12 protein-coding genes are annotated in these 21,575 nt (G+C 67.2%); 7 read left to right on the top strand and 5 right to left on the bottom strand.

Going from position 1 to position 21,575, the window contains the following annotated elements:
* The first annotated feature begins 73 nt into the window (after positions 1-73).
* The 4 genes from BDK89_RS01620 to BDK89_RS01605 all read left to right on the top strand — a co-directional run bounded on the left by BDK89_RS01620 (position 74) and on the right by BDK89_RS01605 (position 3,805).
* Positions 74-946 (top strand): hypothetical protein, encoded by an 873-nt coding sequence (locus tag BDK89_RS01620; RefSeq protein WP_133867292.1) that lies wholly within the window; start codon positions 74-76, stop codon positions 944-946.
* Positions 947-976: 30 nt separating this feature from the next.
* The gene (locus tag BDK89_RS01615) at positions 977-2,296 is read left to right on the top strand and encodes a hypothetical protein (RefSeq protein ID WP_133867291.1); all 1,320 of its coding nucleotides are present in this window, start codon (positions 977-979) and stop codon (positions 2,294-2,296) included.
* A gap of 93 nt (positions 2,297-2,389) precedes the next feature.
* The gene (locus BDK89_RS01610; RefSeq protein ID WP_133867290.1) at positions 2,390-3,184 is read left to right on the top strand and encodes a BRCT domain-containing protein; all 795 of its coding nucleotides are present in this window, start codon (positions 2,390-2,392) and stop codon (positions 3,182-3,184) included.
* Between the two features lie 42 nt (positions 3,185-3,226).
* On the top strand, positions 3,227-3,805 hold the full coding sequence (locus BDK89_RS01605) for a hypothetical protein (protein WP_133867289.1): 579 nt from the start codon (positions 3,227-3,229) through the stop codon (positions 3,803-3,805).
* On the opposite strand, the gene BDK89_RS01600 is transcribed toward BDK89_RS01605, so the two are convergent.
* The 3 genes from BDK89_RS01600 to BDK89_RS01590 all read right to left on the bottom strand — a co-directional run bounded on the left by BDK89_RS01600 (position 3,806) and on the right by BDK89_RS01590 (position 6,896).
* Positions 3,806-4,174: a hypothetical protein gene (locus tag BDK89_RS01600; protein WP_133867288.1), complete on the bottom strand. Its 369-nt coding sequence runs from the start codon at positions 4,172-4,174 to the stop codon at positions 3,806-3,808.
* A gap of 2,079 nt (positions 4,175-6,253) precedes the next feature.
* Positions 6,254-6,667, bottom strand: coding sequence for a type II toxin-antitoxin system VapC family toxin (locus BDK89_RS01595; protein ID WP_133867287.1), 414 nt, complete (start codon positions 6,665-6,667; stop codon positions 6,254-6,256).
* 1 nt (position 6,668) lies between these two features.
* The gene (locus BDK89_RS01590; protein ID WP_133867286.1) at positions 6,669-6,896 is read right to left on the bottom strand and encodes an AbrB/MazE/SpoVT family DNA-binding domain-containing protein; all 228 of its coding nucleotides are present in this window, start codon (positions 6,894-6,896) and stop codon (positions 6,669-6,671) included.
* 104 nt (positions 6,897-7,000) lie between these two features.
* Between BDK89_RS01590 and BDK89_RS01585 the strand changes: the two genes are divergently transcribed.
* The gene (locus tag BDK89_RS01585) at positions 7,001-7,705 is read left to right on the top strand and encodes an endonuclease/exonuclease/phosphatase family protein (RefSeq protein WP_133867285.1); all 705 of its coding nucleotides are present in this window, start codon (positions 7,001-7,003) and stop codon (positions 7,703-7,705) included.
* A gap of 16 nt (positions 7,706-7,721) precedes the next feature.
* On the opposite strand, the gene BDK89_RS22510 is transcribed toward BDK89_RS01585, so the two are convergent.
* Positions 7,722-16,784, bottom strand: a complete 9,063-nt coding sequence (locus BDK89_RS22510; protein ID WP_133867284.1) for a SpvB/TcaC N-terminal domain-containing protein — start codon at positions 16,782-16,784, stop codon at positions 7,722-7,724.
* Between the two features lie 227 nt (positions 16,785-17,011).
* Between BDK89_RS22510 and BDK89_RS01575 the strand changes: the two genes are divergently transcribed.
* On the top strand, positions 17,012-19,102 hold the full coding sequence (locus BDK89_RS01575; RefSeq protein WP_133867283.1) for a cation:proton antiporter: 2,091 nt from the start codon (positions 17,012-17,014) through the stop codon (positions 19,100-19,102).
* Positions 19,103-19,130: 28 nt separating this feature from the next.
* On the opposite strand, the gene BDK89_RS01570 is transcribed toward BDK89_RS01575, so the two are convergent.
* On the bottom strand, positions 19,131-20,381 hold the full coding sequence (locus BDK89_RS01570; protein ID WP_424955293.1) for a cytochrome P450: 1,251 nt from the start codon (positions 20,379-20,381) through the stop codon (positions 19,131-19,133).
* Positions 20,382-20,647: 266 nt separating this feature from the next.
* Between BDK89_RS01570 and BDK89_RS01565 the strand changes: the two genes are divergently transcribed.
* Entirely contained in the window at positions 20,648-21,520 is an 873-nt protein-coding gene (locus BDK89_RS01565) for a phytanoyl-CoA dioxygenase family protein (protein ID WP_133867281.1), read from the top strand.
* Positions 21,521-21,575 lie beyond the last annotated feature (55 nt).

Below are 21,575 nucleotides of genomic sequence, written 5' to 3'. Positions count from 1 at the left end.
AGAACGTGCGGACTGGTCCGCACGCTGCACTCTCCGACGGACCGCACCATCACCGGGTACGGGCGGGTGGGCGTTGAAGCCGTTGGACGACGAACTCGACGCTGTCAGGACGGCGTGGACGTTCGACCCGGAGTTCGCTGCGTCGACCGTCGAGCGGATGTCTGCGGTGCTGGTCCGATTCGTCCGCTACGTCGACGCTCACGGCTACTCGTCGTTGTGCGACCTCGACACTGACGTGTGTCATCGGTTCGTTCACGCGCCGACTCGGTCCGGGCAGCCGCCGGCAGCTCAGACGATGCACTTCCGGCGGACGACCATCCGCACGACGCTGCGCACCTTGCGGCTTCTCGGCGTCGATGCCGCAGACCCCACGCTCGACATCGAGCTGCCGGCGCGTGGCGGAGTGCAGTTGCGGGCCTTGACCGACGTCGAGATCGAACGTGGTCGTATCGCGGCGTTCGTCGACGGGGCCCGAGACGTGAAACGGCCAACGGCGTGGGCACTCGCCGAAACGACAGGCACGACGGCCGATCTCACCACGATCGGTGCCGGTGACGTCGCTGTGTCCGACGACGGCGCTGTCACGGTTCGTTTCCCGGCGTCGCGCACCGCTGCGGCGCGTACCGTCGCGGCGACCGGGTGGGCTGCGACCGTGTTGCGGCGTCGACTCGTCGAAGTCCCCGCTGACCGGCTGTTGTGCTACGACGGACAGAACCCGCCCGGGTCCGGCGCGGCGCAAGCCGCGACGTGCGGGATGCTCGGCGCCATCTTGCGTGTCACCGGGCTCAGCCGGGACCCTGCCGTCCGCCCCGGTTCGATCCGACTCTGGCGGGTCCGCCGCGAGTTCGACGAGACCGGATCGCTCGAACACGCTGCGCGCATCGCCGGCGCACGCAGTCTCGACACGCTCGCTCATCAACTCGACCACCGCTGGACCAGGTCGTGACCAGCCGGTCGCTGCTTTGAACACTGGCCCATGGGTTACGCCGACCGGTTCCGACGCCAACGATCCGCCACCGTCGGCGAAGTCGTCTACAGCCTCACCCACAGTCCCTACACCGCGCTCGGTGATCTGTACCTCGAGGACCGTCTCGGACGACGACGCCGCCACCCCGGCTGGGTCCCTGTCGTCTACTGCGCGCTCGCTCGCCACCTCGGTTCCTACAACCGGCTCGACGCCGAACTCGCCGACGGGCTCTGGGCGCAACTCCTCGCTGCGGCCGACGACGCCGGACTCGAACCAGCACCCCGCAGCGAGCCGTTCCGCTACTACCACCACGCCTACTGGCGCGACCTGATCATGAGCGACGACACAGCACGGCATCATCTCCTCACCCGCCTCACCGAGATCGCACTCGAACAAGCTCGACGCCAAGGCTTACTGCTCCCCCACGGGCCCGGCTCCATCACCCACCCCCACCGCCGACGCCTCATCTACGGCGACGGCACCATCCTGCGGCCCCGCTTCCGATACCGCCCCGACAACACCGGTGCCCGCAACGACCCGTCGGCCGCCACCCACACCCGCCACGACGGTCACATCTGGGGCAACAACTACGTCCTCATCTCAGCGCGGGGCGAACACCCCTACAGCCGTGTCGTGCTCGCCATCGGGCGAGTCCCCGAACCAGGTGGCGAGGCCGCCACCGCGATCGAACTCATCCAACACGTCCATCAACTCGCCGGGCCCGGCATCGTCGGCGTCGCCTACGACGGCGCATTCCAAGGCGCCCACCACGACAAGATCATGCGCACCACCGGACTCGTGGTCATCAACAAACCCCACGTCGCCGTCCGCGGCGACGAAGTCGTCGTCAAACGCCACACGCTCGGGACCTACACCCACACCGTCGGCCGCCACAACCAGACCTGCAGTCACCAACTCGCCGCCGTCAACGGACGCATCGCCGACATCGAGATCACCGAGGACGGCACACCTGCCGTCGTCGCCTGGGCCAACCGGCACCAAGTCAAACGGGCCCGCCGCGCTGACGGCACGTACCGGTTCAACATGGTGATCCGCCTCACCTGCCGACACCACAACTGTGACTGGGATACGTGGCTGTCACCGCACGACGACCCCGAACACATCCGCCTCCTCCCGCCCGACGACATCGACTTCGATCGTCTCTACGCAGTCCGGCCCGACGCCGAAAGCCTCAACGCCAGCTTCAAAGCAAGCCTCGTCGCCGACCGCGCCCCCAGCATCGGCTGGCAACGCCAGCTCTACGACGTCGCCGGCTTCACCATCCTCCACAACGCCACCAACCTCCACCGACAGGCATCGATCCGCTAGCCGGTCAAGCCCCCTTCCGATCGTCCGCCGGCGCGAACTCGAACAGCACCCGATCGCAACGGAAGGTCACCGCCGCTCACTACCGTCTGAGCGATGGGGACGACAGATCGGTTGAGCTCACTGCGTGGTCGTCAGGTCGTCTTCACCGGGAGGTTCTCGACGGGCCGACAAGAAGACCTCATCCGGCGCGTCCGCGCACGCGGCGGCACCGTCAGCGACAAGCAAGTGACCAACCGCACCTCGATCCTCGTCAACGGTGCGCCGGTCGCTCACTACAAGTTCGGCGACCACGGCACCAAGATCGACGACGCCATGGCGTTGCGGCGTCGCAGTCAGCCGATCTACTTCATCACCGAAGGCGAGTTCCAGCAACTGGCGAGCGGCCGCGGACTGTCCGACGCCCAGTCAGCTGCTGCGCTCGCCGTGCTCGAACCCGAAGACGCCGGGATGCCCTTCCGGCCCAGTCTGAGTCGGCGCACCACCAACGGAACCCTCACCATCGACTTGGACGCCCGCGACCGGGCGACCGCCGCGCACCACCGCGTCTGTCGCCGGCTCGCCGAAGCCGTCGAAGATGCAGGCCTCCAGCCGCTCAGCCCCTTCACCCATGGCTGGCCGCAGTACGACCTCGCTTGGAACCGCGGCCGCAAGCTCTGGGTGGTCGAAGTGAAGACGGTCTCGACAACATCGGAGCGGCAGCAGATCCGTCTCGGGCTCGGACAGGTCCTCGACTACCGCGTCTCGATGGAACGTCTGAAGCACAGGGTCCAACCCGTACTTGCCATCTCCGCGCCCCCATCGGACGAGCACTGGGAGGCCGTGTGCGAAGCCGCAGGCGTCAAGCTCTGCTGGCCGGACAACTGGAAGCACCGACTCGGACTTCGATGACTGGCCACGCGCCACACGCTGCACGACGCGTACGGTTGCGGGATGCGACAGGTTTGCCCACTGTGTGCTCTGGAGGACTACCTCGAAGAACTCGCCGCTGACAAAGAGGCCGGCACGATCGACTACGAGTGCCACAACCCGACCTGCAGTTCGTTCAGCTGGCGAACCACACCCAGCCACTCGAGCCTGGACGGCCGCACAGGCATCGCCGCCGAGTACGGCGTCCACGACGACCTCCTCGCGTGCATCGACCCCGACGACCCGTTCCTCGAATACGGCATCATCGAGTACCGGTACGCCCGTCTCCGCCCGGACATCTACATGAACGAGTTCATTCCACGATGGGGTCACACCTGCCTCGGACCTCGCCGCTACACCGTCTCGGCGTTCCTCGCCAGCACGCTTGGCAGCCTCCTACGATCCGGCGAACTCGCGTGGAAAGGCGGACCGGCGACGGGCTACTGGTCGTACAACAACACCGTCAGCTACTTCACGCACCGCCGCACCCCACTCCCCGACCAGATGCTCAGCTGGAACGACTTCGCTACGGCCCAAGGCGAGGATCCTGACCAGTGGCCGCTACCGCCAGGGCACGGCGCACCCGACCGGAACCCGGCGTAATCAAGCCGGCCGACACGTCGAGCCGTACCGGTCGCAGTACAGATCCGGAAGGAAGAACGACACCCCACTCGGGCTGCCGCCCCAGTACCGCACACACGGGATGTCACCGAACACCTCACCGCCGTCGCACAGATAGCGGTCAAAGTCGTAGGTGATCTCGAAGTAGTCCGCCCACTGCGACGGGTAGCCATCGGGATCGCACTGCAGCCCGCCGTCATCGCTGCAGTACAGATCGACCAGCCCCATGCTCGACCCCGGGTCACCGCCGCTGTAGCGATAGCAGTCGTAGTCGCCGAAGTCCCCCGTCAGGGCACGTGTACACAGGTATCCGGCGCCACCGATCGTGTAGCGGTCGAAATCGTCGAGCACCGCCGGGTACCACTCGGTCGAGCAACCGAGACCCGAGCTGCAATACGCACCTACGACACCGCCGAGCAACGACGGGTCACCACCGCTGTAGCGATAGCAGTCCAAATCCCCAACGCCACCAGCCGACGCGTCGACGCAAAGGAGGTCCGCGCCATCGATCGTGACCTGCTGATGGAGGTCGAGCACATCAGGAAACCACAACGTCGAGCATCGCCAGGCGCCGCTCGTCGCGCCGTCCGCCGAGCAATACAGCTCCGGTCCGAACTGTCCGATCGGAGGCGGCCCGCCTGAGTAGCCGACGCACTCGGACTGCGTAGACCTCGGGCCGAATCCCCGCTGGCAGATGTAGTGGCGACCTCTGAACTCGATCTCCACGAACACGGTTGGGTCGTACTCGTAACACAGCGCCGCGTCGCACCAATGCGTTGCGGCCACGAACGACACCGTCGACGGGACCGGCTCGGAGGCGGGCACACAGCGACGCACATCGCTCAAGATGTTGCGTTCGCACCAGTACTCGACTCCTCGTGACCTGAACGCCGTCACGTTCCCCGGCTCACCCAGCGTCGTGGTCGTCAACGACGGAGGAGGGAACGGCCGCGGTCTCGGCTGCGCCAAGGTCGTCGTTGTCGATGGAGTGGTCGTCTCTGACGGGACGGCGGACTCGTGCGGGACGACCGGTACGACCGCGACGGTAGGTCGCACCGTCGCGAGCGACGTAGCGCCCGATGTCGTCGGACGGGCGCTCCCCATCGTGTCATTGGTGCCACCGGTGGTGCGCGCTTCGACCAGCGCGCTGTCGTCTCCGCTGCCCTGCTCCCATGAGTCAGCGAAACGGGTGAAGACCAACAGCCCAGCGATGACCATCACCGCAAGGGCCACCGACACCGCGACACCCATGCGTGACGACTCACCCGGTCCGGCACGATCCGCAGCCACCGGCGAGGAAGACGTTGAGTCCTCGTCAGTCACGAAGCCGACCGCCGCTGCTCGTCGCTGGTCGAGGTCCCTCTGCGTCCCGCTCGCATGCAACCATTCAACACGAACGCCCGAACCGAGGCGTCGCCACTCGCGATGCCCTGCGGCTCGACGCCAGATCAGCCGGGTCCTTCAGCTCGCCGGTTCCAGCTGTCGATCGCCTGCTTCACACCGCCCGGCTACGACGCCACACACCACCGAGATGGCGACGCCGACCGACATATATTCGCTTATACAACGCTTATACATCTGCCCGGCTCAGCACGATCTCCACCGTTGGCAACCACAAGCTGACCGACCTGAAGGCGTTCCAGGCCAGCCCCGGCGCAAACATCGGTTGGCCAACCCCACGCCGCCTCGCATCGGGCACTGGACGACTTGACCGAAGCCGAGGTTGCGCCGGGCGCCGAACTTCGCACAGTGGGCCACGATGCCGCATCCGAAGCGAGGGCGGCAGCCGCAACCACCAGCCAGGTCACCCAACAACCAGCGAGCCCTCCAAGCACGCGTTCCAGACCCGACCCGGCCTCGTTCCAACCGGCCCGAACTAGCCCGGTCAGACCGACGCGCCCCGACGGCCGCTACCAGGCACGACAGGAGAAATCTTGCAGACCCGAGGCGCAGGGCTTGCAAGAGAACCCACAAGCCAATGCGCGAGCATAGGGCCCTCGGGGGCCCGCTCCCATGTCCCGGTACCACCCGGGAGAAATGAACGTGTCGAACCCGCTGCTGTCGGCAACCACGGGGTCGTCGAGAGATCGAGACTGTCCTCCTCACCGCCGAAACGATCGTGAAGCAGCGACTGGTCCGAGCGCCCACGCAGCGCGATCCCGGCGATTGCTCGCGTTCCGCTCGTAATGCCGGTTCCCGCGTGGGTCCGCGGTTTGTCGGCTGCGTGGCCGCCCCTCCGGCAGCCTCGATTGCGTCGGCCCACGGTGACCACACCGTTGCTGCCGACTCCGCACTCACACGCCGGCGGAACCCGCAACACAACCGAGCCCCTACACCGAGCCGTCCCACCGAACCTGAGCTCCGAGCTCGACCCGGGCCCGTTCCTACTGACGCCGAATGCGTCAGTCGGCCAGCGCGCTCGCGGGAGTGTCAGCCCTCCGGCGAGACGAGGGTCACGGTCGGGAAGTAGGTCCGGTAGCGGCCGACGTCTCGGGTGAGCAGGTCGAGATCCGCGACCGCTGCGTGGGCGCCGATGAAGAAGTCAGGCAGTGTCGACGACTTCGCGCCCCGGTTCCGCCGGTAGTCGACGAAGACTTTGCCCGCCAGGAACGCTGCCGCCCACGGGAGCGGTGCGCGACGGTAGTCGTCGGGCGGGAGTGCGTCCTCGAGCGCCTCGATGCTGGTGAACCGGACCGAGACCTCCGAGTAGATGATCGGGTTGATGTACACGGGACCGGTCTCGGCAATGTCAGCGAGCGCGTCGGCTGACCAGTTCTGCCAGGTTGCGTCCTCGGTGAGGATGTCGAGCAGGACATTGCTGTCGACCAGCGTGCCGTGGGCCACGTCACGACCCTCGGGTCAGGCCCATGATCTCGTCGGTCGTCATCGCAACGTCACCTCGTCCGCGTAGACGCTCGACGAGTTGGCGTCCGCGGCCGTTTTCGACGTTCGTCTTGCGGACGACGATGGTGTCGCCGTTGCGCTCGAACTCGACATCGGTGCCGGCGCCGATTCCGAGCGCATCGCGGAGGTCCTTCGGGATGGTGACCTGGCCCTTCTGGGTGACGCGCATGGTAAGAATCCTACAGGTATTACTCGGATGCCAGCTCGGTCCACCACGCTCGTGCCCGTCGAGTGTCCGGGATACCGTGGGCGCGGGCTCGGAGGGCGGCTGACATGCGAGTGGTTTCGTGGAACATCCAGTACGGCATCGAAGCGGCGATGGCCGCTCGGGAGATCGCCGACTCGGCCGACATGCGCGACTTCGACGTGCTCTTGCTCCAGGAGATGGACGAGCCGGGAACGGCCACGGTCGCCGAGGCGTTCAGCGCGAACTACACGTATGCGACGACCGGCCTCCACGCCAACACCGGGCGCGACTTCGGCAACGCGGTCGTGACGAGATGGCCGATCCGTCGCACGGCCGAGATCCCACTCCCCCACCGTGCGTCGGTCAACGGACAGGCACGCAGTGCGACCCACGCCGTCGTCGGCGTCGGGGACCACGACGTGTCGTGCTACAGCGTGCACACCGAGATCCCGCTGCTCTCGTTGGCGCGTCGCATTGAGCAGTTCGCAGCGGTGGCCCAAGACGTCGGGTGGCAGCCGTTCGAGCTGGCCGTCGTCGGCGGCGACTTCAACACGGTCACCGCGCGCGGCGTACGCGCGCTCGCCGACACATTGCGAGGCGTCGGCCTCGAGAAGGTGTCGTCGACGACGCCGTCCTATCGTCGACGCGGACGGAACCTGATCCTCGACCACATCTTTGCGTCAGGGTTCGCCGACGCGACCTCCTCCGGAGTCGTCGAGGGCACGACCGCGAGCGATCACGCGCCGATCTGGGTCGAACTCGAATTGCCCGCCGGCGCCGCGGACGAGTAGCCCAGCCGCCGGGCGATCACCCCGTACTCGACGAATCCTCGGCGGAGGGTCCGTTCGAACCGCTCGGGCTCCGGTTCGACGAGGTGTCACTCGACGACGAGCTATTGCTCGCCGCCGGGCTCGACGATGTGTCGACGTTCGACGTGTCTGCGCTCGTCTGTCCTGGTTGGGCGCCGGTGCCGCCAGGGTCGGGCTGGCCGTTCGACCCCGTGGCGCCGGCTCCGGCGGGCGGCGCTGCATCGCCGGTGCCGTCGGTGGCCGGACCGGACTTGTCCGGCAGCTCCCACTTCTTGCGCGGGCCGTACGGAGCGCCCAACTTCACCGTGCGCTTCACCAGGTTGATTTCGATCAAGGGGTTCGGGTCGAGCAGCTCGGCCCGTTCCTGGGCCGCCTTGGCTTCGGCTTGCTTGGCGCGCAACGCCTGACCGATCCCCTTGGCGAGGGTGCTCGTCTTGCCCTGGTCCTCGACGTCTTTGAGATTCGCCTCGATCTGCGCGGCGACCTGGTTCTTCTGGTGAGCGAAGAAGAACCGCTCACCGCTCGGGTCGATGATCGATGCCCCGTTGCCGGCGGCGTAGGTGTACGCACCGCCGAGCGCCGGCTGGTCGATCAGGGCCGTCACGTCGTTCACGAGCACCGGATCGGGCGACAGGAACAGCTCGCGCTCGGTGTCGTACCACCGCACCCCGAACAAGACGAGGTCGAACAGGTCTTCGTAATACCCGTCGGCGAACTGGAACGGTGTGCGGATCTCTTCCTTGTGGTCGTCGATCCAGATCTCACCCGACGGCAGGTACTCGTGGCGTTGGAACCCGCGCCCCTGCACGTCGCTCACGATGTTCGTCGAGCCGACGAGATCGGTGTGCCGGTACAGCTGCTTGTCTTCGTACGTGAAGTCGGTGTCCATCTTGACGAGGAGTCGGTCGTCTCCCGCCCAGGTGTGCTTGTAGATCTTCTGGGCTCGGATCGTCACCCAGTCGTTCAGGAAGATCGTCTCGGGCCCGGCGCCCGACTCCCTGAGCTGGGTGCCGTCGTCGGCGAGCAGATTGCCGTCCTGGATGTACAACTCGCCGGCGTCGTTGTAGGCGAAGATCCGCAGCTCGCTGCCGTCGTCGGCGCTGGTCATCTGGTCGAGCGAGTTCCAGCTGAAGGTGCGATCCCACTCGTTGGGTTCGCTGGGCTGCTGCTTCTTGCCCTTGCCCTTGCCCGTCGACGGGATGCTCGTCTCCTCGGTGGCCAGCATCGTCTCGATGGCGCCGTTCGAGTTGTAGACGTACTCGTACACCTGGGTGGCGCCGTCGGCGTCGGTGCGCTCGTCGGCGACGACGTGGAGCGGGCCGCCCGAGGTTCCGAGGGTGCGGTCGAACGAGTACGTGGTCTCGTCGGTGGTCCACACCTTTTTGTCGGAGCCGTTCGGGCGCAGCGTCGCGTACTCGTCGTGCTGATCCTTGCTGACGATGTTCCACGGCGCGGCCGGGGTGAACTCGACACCGTACGTGTAGCGCTGTTCGGTGTCGCTCTTGAGCTTGAACGTGCCCGCCGAGCCGACGATCCGGCCGAAGCCGTCGTAGAGGAACGACTGCTGAGTCGAACCGCCGTTGATGGCGCGGTTGGCGAACGGGAGGTCGTTCTCGTAGGTGAGCGGCCGCCCGACGACATCGAAGCTGTACTCGATGTCCTGGAGCTCGACGCGGTCGGTCACGAGCGGGTCGGGATCGGCGGACGTGGTGACGATCTCGGTGAGCCACGAGGTGTCGGCGTCGTAGACGCGTGTCGTCACGGCCGAGTTGCCCAGCTGGTCTTCGATCGACAGGAGGCGGTGGTCGTAGATCCGATCGATCAGGTAGTCGTACTCGTGCTCGATCGGACGTGGGACGAAGACGGTCGTCTGGACGCCGTCGATGAACTGATCGATCGGTTCCTCGACGTACGTGATGCCGGCCTCGGCACCGCCGATGCTGCGGACCATGCCACCGGAGTCGTAGTCGTACACGACGAGTTCGCCGGGTTCGTCGACCTCCTCGATCAGGCCTGCGAGCTGGTCGGGTGCCGTCAGACCGGCGACCGACGTCGCCGACGGCACCGTCCCGAGCGTCTTGGCGTCCGGGTATCGGACGGTGTGGATGCGACCGAGACCGTCGTAGCTCCACTCGGTGGTCCACCGGAACTTCTCGAGTTCTTCCTCGGTGAGGGTCGGGTCCCAGTTGTGACGCTTCACCTCGACGAGCTGCGACACCAGCGCGCCGCCGGGGCCGTAGGTGTTGTCGGCGATGCGCGTCCGGTCGTCGATCCGCTTGACGCGCCCGGCGGTGAACCGGCCGTCACTGTTGTCGAGTCCGTACTCGTACACCACGTCGTCGGCCAGCCCGGGGTTGTCGACCGTCACCAGACGATCGAGGTCGTACCCGTAGGAGGTCTCGGTGCCTGCGGCACGCATCATCTCGTTGACCTTCGCGGCGCGGCGGCCGGCGAGGTCGTACTCGAAGGTCGTCAGACCCGAGTTCGGTGTGGTCACCGACGTGGTGTCACCGCGCATGTCGAAGCTGTACGACGTGCTCGCACCGGTCGAGTCGATGACCTGCGTGGTTTCGCCCAATGGCGTCACGACATAGCGGGTGGTCATCGCCGGGTCGGAGCCGAAGGGTGGCGTCTCGATGACGAGATGCTGGAACCCGCGGACGTCCTCGGCGAGCGTCGTCACCCGGCCCTCGGGGTCGGTCTCCACCGTGAGCCCGAGTACCGGGTCGCCGGTGGTCGGCGCCTCGATCGGGTACTCGTACGTGGTCGTGCGCGCACCCGGCTCCACCACTTCGGTGAGGAAGTCGGCCACGTCGTAGGCGAGGGTCGTCGGGTTGCCGTCGAATGCCGCAGTCGTGAACGAACCGGCCGGGCCGTCGTCGGCAACGGGTCCGAACTCGACGACCGGCCTCGCGTACTGGTCGAAACGGGCGCTGCCCGTCACCTGGCGGGTGTTGCGCGGCACCGTTTCGCCCGGCGCCACGATCCGTGCGTCGCGCTTGGTCTGGGTGATCCGTCCGAGGCCGTCGACGAAGGTGACCGTGTCGATCGTCGCGGTCGTGTCGTCACCCGCACCGTCGTCGGCACCTGCGAGGTCGTTGCCGTCGAAGATGTCCTGGTGACGTGCGATCGCGTGCGCATAGGCGGGGTCGTTGGCGTTGTACTCGATCGTGATCAACGCGGTCGGTGAACCGCCGACGGCGATGTTCGAGATCTCGACGTTGCGTCCCAGCTCGTCGTACACGTACCGACGCGTGGCGCCGTTCGCGTCGGTGCGCGAGGCGACCCGGCCCGACAGCGGATCGAACGTCGCCGTCGATGTGATACCGACCTGGTCGCGAGCCGGATCGACCCCACCCGCCAGTGCAGCGGCCGCGTCGGACTGGTGGACATCGAACTCCTCGACCATCGCGACGTCGGTGTGGCGGTCATCGTCGTAGGTGTACCGCACCGTGTAACGATCGCCGTCCTCGCCCGGAGGCGCCATGATCAGCTCGTAGTCGCCGTACTGGTTGACGGTCATGTTGGTGATCGCCTCGATCCCGGGCGACACGGTGACGCGCTGCTCGGTGACGGCGCCGTTGTCGCAGAGCGCTGACATGCCGGAGCGTGCTCGCACCACGCCGGTCGAGTCGGTGACGGTGATCGCTCCGGGGTAGCTGGCCCAGTTGATGCAGGTGCCGGGCGACTGGAACGGTGACGGCACGACACCGGCCGCGGCAACCTGATCGGCCAGGCAGCCGTTGCCGGTGGCACCGGTGATATCACAGGCGCTGTACAAGAGCGTGGTCGTCAGCTCGTCGCCCGCGATGGCGAGATCGCCGAGGTCGCGCTCCTCGAGGACGTTGCCGAGGCCGTCGAAGACGTACTCGATCCGCCACTCGAAGATCTTCGAGCCGCCGTCGTACCAGTACTCGCTGTGTGCGGTGGCGAGCGGGGCGATCGAGCGTCCCCGCGATCCGACGGTGTCGGTCTCGCCGACGACGCTCGGGGTCAGCACTGCCGGGTCGTGCGGGTCGCCGCCGGTGGCAAGCACGTCGAGGAACTGGTACTCCACCGTCGAGCCGCGAACCTCGGTCGTGCCGTCGGCGTCGATCAAGGTCACCTCGGTCAGCAGACCGGCGGAGAAGATGCTGTCGTTGAGGTAGGTGTGCTCGGTGGCCCGGAGCAGACCGTCGGCGTCGTCGAGTTCTTCGATCCGGACCGCGCCGTAGCCGAGCGAGTCGCGGTGCACTCGCGAGTAGCCGAGGTCGCCGTAGGTGATGCGTTGCTTGTAGACGTCGTCACCGTCGCCGGCAGCGTCGTCGGGGCCACCGGCGTCACGGCCGTCGTCTTCGACGATCTCGCTGAGCACCCAGATCGAGTCGGGGTGCGTCGTCGTGTTGCCGTCGCGTCGGTAGTCGACGCTGAACGAGCCGCCGAGCGGGTTGGTGACCGACTTGAGCAGATTCGTCTTGCCCTGCTTGTTGAGGGCCACCGTCACGGCGTTGTCGTTGGTCGAGCTGAGCACGTCGGCGAACCCGTCACCGTTGATGTCCTCGATCTCGACCGTCGACGTCGTCTGGGTCTGGTTGTAGCCGCCACCGCCGCCGATCACGAGGTAGCACGCCACGAGACACAGGGGTCCGATGTAGGCGGTGGCGCTGACGCCGCCGCCGATGCCCGACGCCTGGTCGAGCGCGAAGTGCTGGTTCGACGTGATGCCCGGCGACAGCTCGACGTTCACGAGGTCGCCGTAGTCGATCGCTCCGAGCAGGCCGCTGCCGGTGCCGAAGCGCACCTTGACGTCGCTCTCACCGATGCGATGGAACTGGTCGAGGATGCCGTCACCGTTGAGGTCGATCCAGCCGTAGCGGTTCCAGTCGGAGTTCCACAGGAAGTTGATCCCGCCGCCGAACTCCCCGTACGGGAGGGAGAAGCCGAGGCCGGCGCCACCGGAGGCGCTCTCGCGACTCTCGAAGCCGCCGGTCCCCAACCTGATGGAGTTCTCGGTGAAGCCGTAGCCGAGGCCGTAGTGGACCCAGACGCCTTGGGCGTCGGTGTACACGCGGTCGGCGATGCCGTCGCCGTTGACGTCGGACAGGGCTCGTTGGATCGCCGCGCCGCCGTCACCGGCGTCGGCCTCGAGCTCGCCGAACTGGGCGGCGTTGTCGCCGTCGCCCGGTCCGTCGTCGCCGCCGGACGCGTTCGGGGAGGACCAGGAGAAGCCTCCACCGCCCGACACGCCGATCGAGTAGGCCGGGCCTTCGTCGGAGGCATCCTGTCCCTTGGCTGCGGACGGTCCGGTCGTCGCGTTCGTCGACCCCTTCGAGTTCGGGATGATGTCGACCATGCCGGAGTCGAGACCGCCGCTCACCGAGAAGGTCAGGTCCTGATTGGTGACGTCGGTGCCGTCGACGTCGCGCGATGCCACGTAGCCACCGAGCTGGTCGGTGTAGGTCACGCTGCCTGCGGACACGACGTCCGGGTAGCCGTCACCGTTGAGGTCTTCGAAGTCGGTGATGCCCCACGACGGCGAGAGGCCGGCCGACGCACCGAACGGACCCGCACCGAACATGAGGGTCAGCCCAGGCCCGCCGATGCCGAGTCGGGTCGGCGCGGAACGCTGGCCCGATCCGGACGACGAACCGAGGTCGGTCAGCGATGAGACGTCGGTGATGAGGCGCGACGTGCGAGCGCTCGTGCCGTCCGCCCAGATCTCCTCGCGCGGCCCGTTCCACCGGTCGGGCACCAACGGATCACTCGGGGTGCCATCGCCCGACTGCGGGGCGGGGATGAACGCGTAGGCGGGCTCGGCCGACGATTCGTCGAGGCTGACGTCGCCACGGTCGGGTTCGGACACCGGCGTGGACTCGTTGAACTGGCTGTCGTCGATCTCGAACGCGGACTCGACGATCGCGCTCGTGGCGAGCGAGTCGGCGGCCGTGTAGCCGGCAACACCCCAGCCACGGTACGAGAGGGGGAAGATCCCCTGGAGCCCGGTCCATCGCAACCGGCTGTCGATCGAGGTCCAGTTGTCGGGGGACGTCTCGCGATCGAAGTGGACGAGGTCGAGGCCGCCCCGGGTGAACGTCCCGTTGCGGACGGAGATGTCGACGAAGTAGTCGGCACCACTGATGGAGCTGAGGTCGACTCCGAACTCGTCGTTGCTGTCGTCGGTGAGCGACCGTGTGTACTTAACGATGCCGTTCGTGTTCTTGAACGTGACGACGGCTTCGGCGCTCCCGGGATCGTCCGCCAGGGCGTTCACGCGGAGGCGGGCCGTGAACGAGTCGGGCAGTGACGTGGCCGCCGCTGGACTCGCCGGGTCGAGCCCCGGATAGAACTCGGTGTGAGGACGAACCGGGTGCTCGAAGAGGGGGCTCGGTGACGGATCTCCCTGCGGCGTCTGCCTCGCATCGCTGCCGTCCGCGCGCAGGACCGGGAGCGACTCGTCGTAGGTGATGGTCGCGTCCCAGTCGATCTGGCCCAGGTCGACCGGGGAGTCGGCAGCGACGTACACCTCCAGGCGGTCGGCGACGACGATCGTGTCGCTGCCCGAGGTCTGGTTGGCCACCGAGACGGGGACGCTCGTCGTGAAGTTGGTGACGCCGGTGCTCCCGGCGGTGATGGTGGCCGCGACGACCGGTCCAGCCGGCGAGGTGACGACCTCGGATCCGCTGAGCGAAGCGACGTGGCGAACGACGACGACGTCGATGCCGTCGGTGAGCGCTGCACCGACGTCGATCGTGCCGTTCACGATCGCCGTGCCGGCGAACGGCATGGCGACGGTGTCGTCGGGGCGACCGGCCAAGGTGAAGTCGCTGCCTGCGTCGTAGGTGGTCTGCGACAAGCCGTTGGCGTCGGCGCTCCAACCGACGCCCTGATACGTGATCGTCGGGTCCCAGTCGACCAGGTCGTTCTGGCCGTCGGTCCTCGCCCCGACCCTGAAGTAGATGCGGTCACCCGCGGCGACCGCGCGAGTGATCGGCGTGGTGAACGCCGAGGTCGTACCACCAGAGTCGAGGGTGGCCGCACTCACCTCGGAACCGTTCTGCTGGATGGCGACCCGAACACCGTCGACGGAGGACCCGCCGGTCGTGTCGAGCGCGACGGTCGCGTCGATCTCGACGGTGCCGTCGAAGGGTGCGACCCATCGGCGAACCGTGTCGATCGGTGGATTCTGCAGGACGAACTGCTCGTTGATCTCTTCCAACTGCTCGCTCGAGATCACCGGAAGCGCCGCGGGCTCCAGCGGGACGACCGTGTCGCCGCTGTCGGCTGAGAACGTCGGCACCCCGGATGCGTCGAGGTGATTGAACAGCACCGAGCCACCGCTGACGAAGTCGACCAGTCCGTCGGCGTTGACGTCGGAGAAATAGTGGCTCGACCACGAGAACGACAGGCCGGTCCCGACTCCCAGGGCGACCAGCGGGTACGCCTCGCCGGAGATCTGGAACGCGAAGTCGGAGTCCTTCGACAGCGAGTCGATACCAGGAGCCGTCCCGAGATCACCCCCGAAGCCGGGCGTGCCGTTCGCTCCGCTGGTGTTGAGACGGAACTTCACGGCGCTGCCGTCGAGGAAGACCTTGTCGGGCAGTCCGTCGCCGTTGAGGTCGACCCACTCGGCGACGGCATCGGTGTCGCTCCCGCTCAGTTCGAGGCCGACACCGAACGAGCCGGTCTTCGACGGCGCCGCCGGGTTGAAGCCGATGTAGATGTTGCCGGAACCGGCGTTGCTGACCGAACCGCCGAGCAACGAGACGTCCCACTCGGTACTGAAGTCGACGACGTCGACCTCGTCGGTCGTCGTCCACTCGGAGGCACCGTCCCATCCAGTGGTGGGATTGGTGTTGGCCGGGCCGAGCTCGTTGAAGTACTCGATGGTGTGCACGTGGGGGTCGGACACACCTTGTGTGATGGTCTCGAGCAGCGACTTGCCGAACCATCCGGTGGTGTACGTGAAGTCGTAGCGGCCGGCGAGGTCGGTGTAGTCGCTCGGGGCGCCGGTGCGCGGCGGAGCACCCCACGAGATGTCGATGCGGGCGAGGCGGTCGGCGGTGACGTCGACGTAGCCGAGGCGAGCGTTGACGTCGGGGTCGATGCGCACCGGCAGGCTCTTGCCGGGCATCTCGCTCTCGCGGATGAAGTCGATCTCGTACGGCGCGCCGTTGAAGCCGGTGATCACGCTGGTGGCGTCGGTGTAGATGATGCGATCGAGGTACGGGTGCTGGCCGCAGACGTCGTCGGCGGGATTGCAGCTCGACACCGCCTCCCAGCCGTTCGAGCCGAACGTGTAGTCCTGGATGTCGTACTCGTACCGGATCAGATTGACGCCGATGTCGCGTTCCGCCGACAGGAGCCAGCGGACGATGTTGCCGTTCTCGTCCCGCACCACCGAGTTCTCGTCGAGCGTCGGAGCGACCGACGGTGCCGGCCCACCGTCGTCGGGGGTGGCGCCGTACCACTTCACGCCACCGTCCTTCTCGCGGACTTCCCAGAAGTAGTTCGCCGGGCCGCCAGCGCCTTCGTGGCGAATGATCTCGGCGAAGTCCTCCTCCACCTGATGGGTGAAGTCGCGACGGGTCTGGCCCGTGCGCGCTTCCCATGCAGCGTCGTTGGCGTTCGGAACGAGCAGGTCGCCGTCGTGCGAGTACGACTCGCTCTCGTGCGTGGCGCTGAAATGCGGCGCGCCGAAGCTGGTATCGACGGCGATCTCGCCGACGCCGAGGTCCCAGCCGACGCCCATCCAACTGTTGCCGCCGGAGGAGTCGTAGCTCACCACGAGCTCGGGGGTGATGCCGTGGCCCGGTGGAACGTCGATCGGGAACGACAGCGTCGCCGTGCCTTCGTGGTTCGGTTCCGGGGCGTCGACCAGTCCGAGTGCCTCGGTCGGGTCGGCGTACTCGAGGCCGTCGACCGGACTGTCGCCGTGCTCGGTCGGATCCTGCGGATCGATCGGTTGGAGCGTTTCGGCTGCCACCCGCTCCGGATTCTCCGACAGCACGGGGACTGCACCCGCGATCACGAGACCCGCCCCGGCAGCACCGAACAGCGCCGCCTTGATACCAGAGACGCGCATGGCGCCCTCCCCATTTCCCTGTTCCGCCTGACCGACGTCCGCCGCCGGCCGAGGACGACGCTAAAGCAAATCGCCGAGAGCGTCCAGCGTTATACGACAGGTACCGCGCGGGCACCGTCCGTCCGTCGTCGCCAGCGGCGGTCGCGCACGCTCACATCGTCCGTTCGCATCGGTTCGCCGCACTAGCGTTCGGCCGGCAGCGCCGACCGGCGCACGAGGAGGGGCGAGTGAACGGAGTGTTGGTCGGCACGGTCGAGGCGACCCTGCTGATCCTGTTGGTCACGGTGCTGCTCGGGCCGATCGTTGCCGAGCGGTTCCGAGTCCCCGGCATCGTCGGGCTGATCTTCGGTGGCACCCTCTTCGGGCCGTACGTGCTCGACTGGATCAGCGCCGGCGGGCTCGTCGACGATCTCGGTGCGATCGGCATCTTGTACCTGATGTTCCTGGCGGGCATCTCGTTCGACATCCGCGCCTTCCAGGAGAATCGGACGAGCGCCATCGCGTATGGGTTGCTCGGCTTCTTCATCCCGTTCCTCCTGGCCGCGATCGTGATGATGGCCGCGTTCGGGGTCGGCCTGTTGCCGGCAGCGCTCGTCGGCGCGATGTGGGCGTCGAACACCCTCGTCGCCTATCCCGAGATCCAGACGGCGGGGCTGCAGAACAACCGTGCGGCGAGCGCCGCCGTGTCGGCTGGTGTCGTCGCCGACCTGCTGTCGCTCACCGTGCTGGCCTTCGTCACGTCGACGACCGTCATCGAGAGCGACCCACTCCCGGCCCCGTTCGACGGCGAACTGTTCGACCTCACCGACATCGACCTGTCGACGTTCGACTTCGAACCGAGCACGCCCGACCCGACGCTGCCCCTCCTCATCGCTCTCCCCGTCCTCGTCGGGTTCTGCCTCTGGCTGCTCCCCAAGATCGGCGAGCGCTTCTTCGTCCGTGTCGGCCGTTCACGGATGCAGCGCTTCGTGTTCGCCCTCGCCGCCATGTCGGCCGGCGCGTGCGTCGCACTGATCGGAGGCGTCGAGGGTCTGATCGGCGCGTTCCTCGCCGGTCTCGGACTCAACCGGCTGGTCCCGAACCGCGGGTCGCTCATGGAACGACTCGAGTTCGTCGGCACCGCCGTGTTCGTCCCGACGTTCCTCGTCTCGATCGGCCTCAACATCGACCCGGCGCTGCTGATCGATCGTGACACCCTGCTGCTCGGTCTCGTCTTCACCGCCTTCGTGATCGTCGGCAAGTGTGTGGCGGCCGGCATCACCGGCGCCATCTTCGGCTTCACCGGCAACGAGATCGGGATGATGTCGTCGCTGTCGTTCGGTCAGGCGGCGTCGACGCTCGCGATCGCCCAGGTCGGCCTCTCGCTCGGCATGTTCGAACAGATCATCGTCAACGCCTCCGTCATCGCGATCGTCGCCACCGCACTCATCACGTCGTACGGCACCCGGTTCTTCGCACGGCGGGTCCCGAAGCCGGAGAGCGACACACGGGCCCTCGGCTCGAACGTGCTGCTCGACGTTCGGGCACCGACCGACTCGATCGACGCGCCGATCCGACTCGCCGAACTGATCGCAGACGGCGACAACGGTCTCGTCTCACCGTTCGCCATCACCGAACGCGACCACCGCGAGGTGGCGCTCGCACGGGTTCGTGAGGTGGCGGCCGCCGTCGCCGCTCGTGGGCTCGACTCCGACGGCCTCGTCCGCATCGACGACTCGTTCGCCGACGGCACCGTCGCGCTGGTCGACGAGCAGGAGGCGTCGCTCGTGGTGCTCGCATGGGACGGGCCGAGCTTCGCCGCCGACTACCTGTTCGGCAACGACATCGACACGATCGGCGAAACGTGTCCCGTCCCGTCGATGGCCGTGAAGGTGACCCGACCGTGGAACCGGCTCGTCGTCGCGGTCGGCCGAACCGACACCGACTGGCGACGGGAGGACGCCGGCCTCGCGTTCGACGTCGGACGGCGTGCAGCATCCGCCGAGGAACTCCCCCTCCTGCTCGTCGTGCCCGACGGCGCAGTCGCCGACGATCTCCTCGGGCCGATCGACCGTGACGAGGAACGCATCGAGGTCGTCGTCGATGCCGAACTCTCGACCTCGACGCTCGAACGCCTCACCGACGACGACCTGGTCGTCGCCGCCTCCCACGTCCTCCACGAACTCACGCCGCGCGCGGTCTGGCGGCTCGCACGCGACCTGGCACTCGCCAACGTCGCGATCGTCGGCGGCCCCTACCGACTCAGCGTGTCGAAGGGTGTGACCCGCGAACCGTTGCGCGGAGCCCTGTCACGCACGGCCAGCTCCGGGCCGGGCTGACACAGCGCCGGCCGACCCGGCGGTCGGGTCACTTGTGGCGGATCTGCACCGGCAGTTCGGTGTAGCCGTGCACGAACGACGAGAACGTGCGCTTCGGCTCGGCCATGACCTCGATCTTCTCGAAGCGGTCGAGGATTTCTTCCCAGAGGATGCGCAGCTGCATCTCGGCCAGGCGGCTGCCCATGCAGCGGTGGATGCCGTAGCCGAACGAGAGGTGCTGGTCGGCGTTGGCCCGCTCGATGTCGATGACGTCGGGGTTCTCGAACACGTCGGTGTCGCGGTTCGCGGAGATGTACCACAGCAGGACCTGGTCGTTCTTGCGGATCTGCTTGCCGTGGAACTCGACGTCTTCGGTCGCGGTACGCCGCATGTACGGCAGCGGCGTCTGCCACCGTATGATCTCCTGGACCATGCTGCGGATCAGCTCGGGGTTCGCGATCAGCTTGTCGTACTGCTCGGGGAACTTGTTGAGCCCGTACACGCTGCCCGACATGGTGTTGCGGGTCGTGTCGTTGCCACCGACGATCAGGAGCAGCAGGTTGCCGAGGTGCTGGAGCGGCGACATGTCCTTCGTTGCTTCGCCGTTCGCGAGCATCGACACGAAGTCGTGACCGGGATTGCCTCGGCGCTCGTCCCACAGCCGGCTGAAGTACTCGACGCACTCGATCAGTTCGTCACGACGCTGCTCGTGCGACTCGACGATGCCGCCAGGCTCGGGGATCGCGAACACGACGTCGGACCAACGGGTCAGCTTGCGGCGGTCGTCGAACGGGAAGTCGAACAGGGTGGCGAGCATCCGGGTGGTCAGCTCGACCGACACGGTGTCGACCCAGTCGAACGTCTCGCCTTCGGGCAGCGACTCGAGCACCTCGACGGTGCGCTCGCGGATCATCGGCTCGACGTTCTCGAGGTTGCGCGGCTGCACCGACGGGGTCACCGTGCGTCGCTGATCGCGATGCTCCGGTGGGTCCATGGCGATGAAGGTGACGATCCGCTCCTCTTCGGGTGGCAGACGATCGATCGGCAGGCCGAGCACGATGCTCGGCGAGTTGGAGAACCGCTTCCAGTCGACCTCGATCTCCTTGAGGTCGTGGTACTTGGTGATCGACCAGTACCGGCCCGCCGCCTCGATCTCGTTGAAGTGGACCGGGTCTTCGGCGCGCAGCCGATCGAAGTGGCTCTGCCAGCGGTCTTCGGCGAACAGGTGCGGGTTGTGCGGGTTGATCTGGCTGATCAGGAGGTCGGCGGCGTCGGGCACCTCGGCACCGAGCTCGGCCATCTCCTGGTCGGGTGTCCGGAAATCGGGATCGAACTCCGACAAGGTCTTGGTTGCTCGGGTGTCGCTCATCTCAACTCCTGTTCGAAACGACGTCCGCGCCTCCCCCGGCACGGACTCACCGGCGATCTTGCCGCCGTCCAGACAGTGTCCCACACCGCCCCACCCCCAGCCGCAGCGGGCCCACCCCGTTCATGTCGCGCTCAGTTCAGGTGACGGAGCTGAGACCGACATGAACGAGGCAGCACGGCACGTGGGAGAGTGTCGGCGTGGGCGATGAACTCGATGCGGCGGCGCAGCAGTGGCGGGAGGAAGGGTTCGCGATCGTCGACGGCCTCGTTCCCGTCGGTGACATCGATGCGGCGACGCCCGAACTCGAAGCCCTGTACGGCGGCGACACCTTCGACGATTACAACCAGGCCAGCAAGTTCGGCGACGGTGATCCGACGGGCAAGCGGTTCCGGGCCACCCAGTTCGACGGCATGCGGGGCTTCCCGATGCCGGGCTGCCCCCGGCTGAACGACCTCTTCGTCCACCCGCGGATCGCAGCCTTCGCCGGACGCGCCCTGGGCGACGATGACGTGCGGATCTACCAGGCAGCCTCGTGGGCCAAGTGGGCGGGGGCGGTCAACTACGAACAACCCCTCCACCAGGACGGCAACCATTCGCTCCTGCCGCCGCGCATGGAGCCGGGCTTCTGGCACATGGAGACGTTCCTGTTCCTGACCGATGTCGACGACGGTTGCGCTCCGCCACGGCTCGTGCCGCGCAGCCGATCGACCGGGTCGCCCGACGACATGTACGACCACGAGATCGCCGCCACCGGCGCCCGCGGCACCCTGCTCGCCTACCGCTCCGACGTGTGGCACCGCGGCTCCGACTTCACCCGACCGGACGCGTCACGGGCGGTGCTCGTGATCGGATTCCGGCCGGCCTCTGCCGACTGGTTCAGCTACGACGCCTTCGGCCGTCTCGGCGGCAACCCGCTGTTCGCCGACTTCGTGCAGGGCAAGACGCCCGAGGACCTGGCGCTGTTCGGCATCCCCCGCCCCGGCCATCCGTACTGGAACGCCGCCACGGTCGATGCCATGGGCGCCCGCTACCCGGGCCTCGACATGAACCCCTGGCGCACCGCCCTCTGACTCCCGCCCCGACCGGCCCGGGGTTGGCGAAGGCGTGAACAAACTGCGGAACTGT

Origin of the sequence: Ilumatobacter fluminis, from assembly GCF_004364865.1 — a bacterium.
GTDB classification, from domain to species: Bacteria; Actinomycetota; Acidimicrobiia; order Acidimicrobiales; family Ilumatobacteraceae; genus Ilumatobacter; species Ilumatobacter fluminis.
This window is presented reverse-complemented; position numbering and strand designations above follow the sequence as displayed.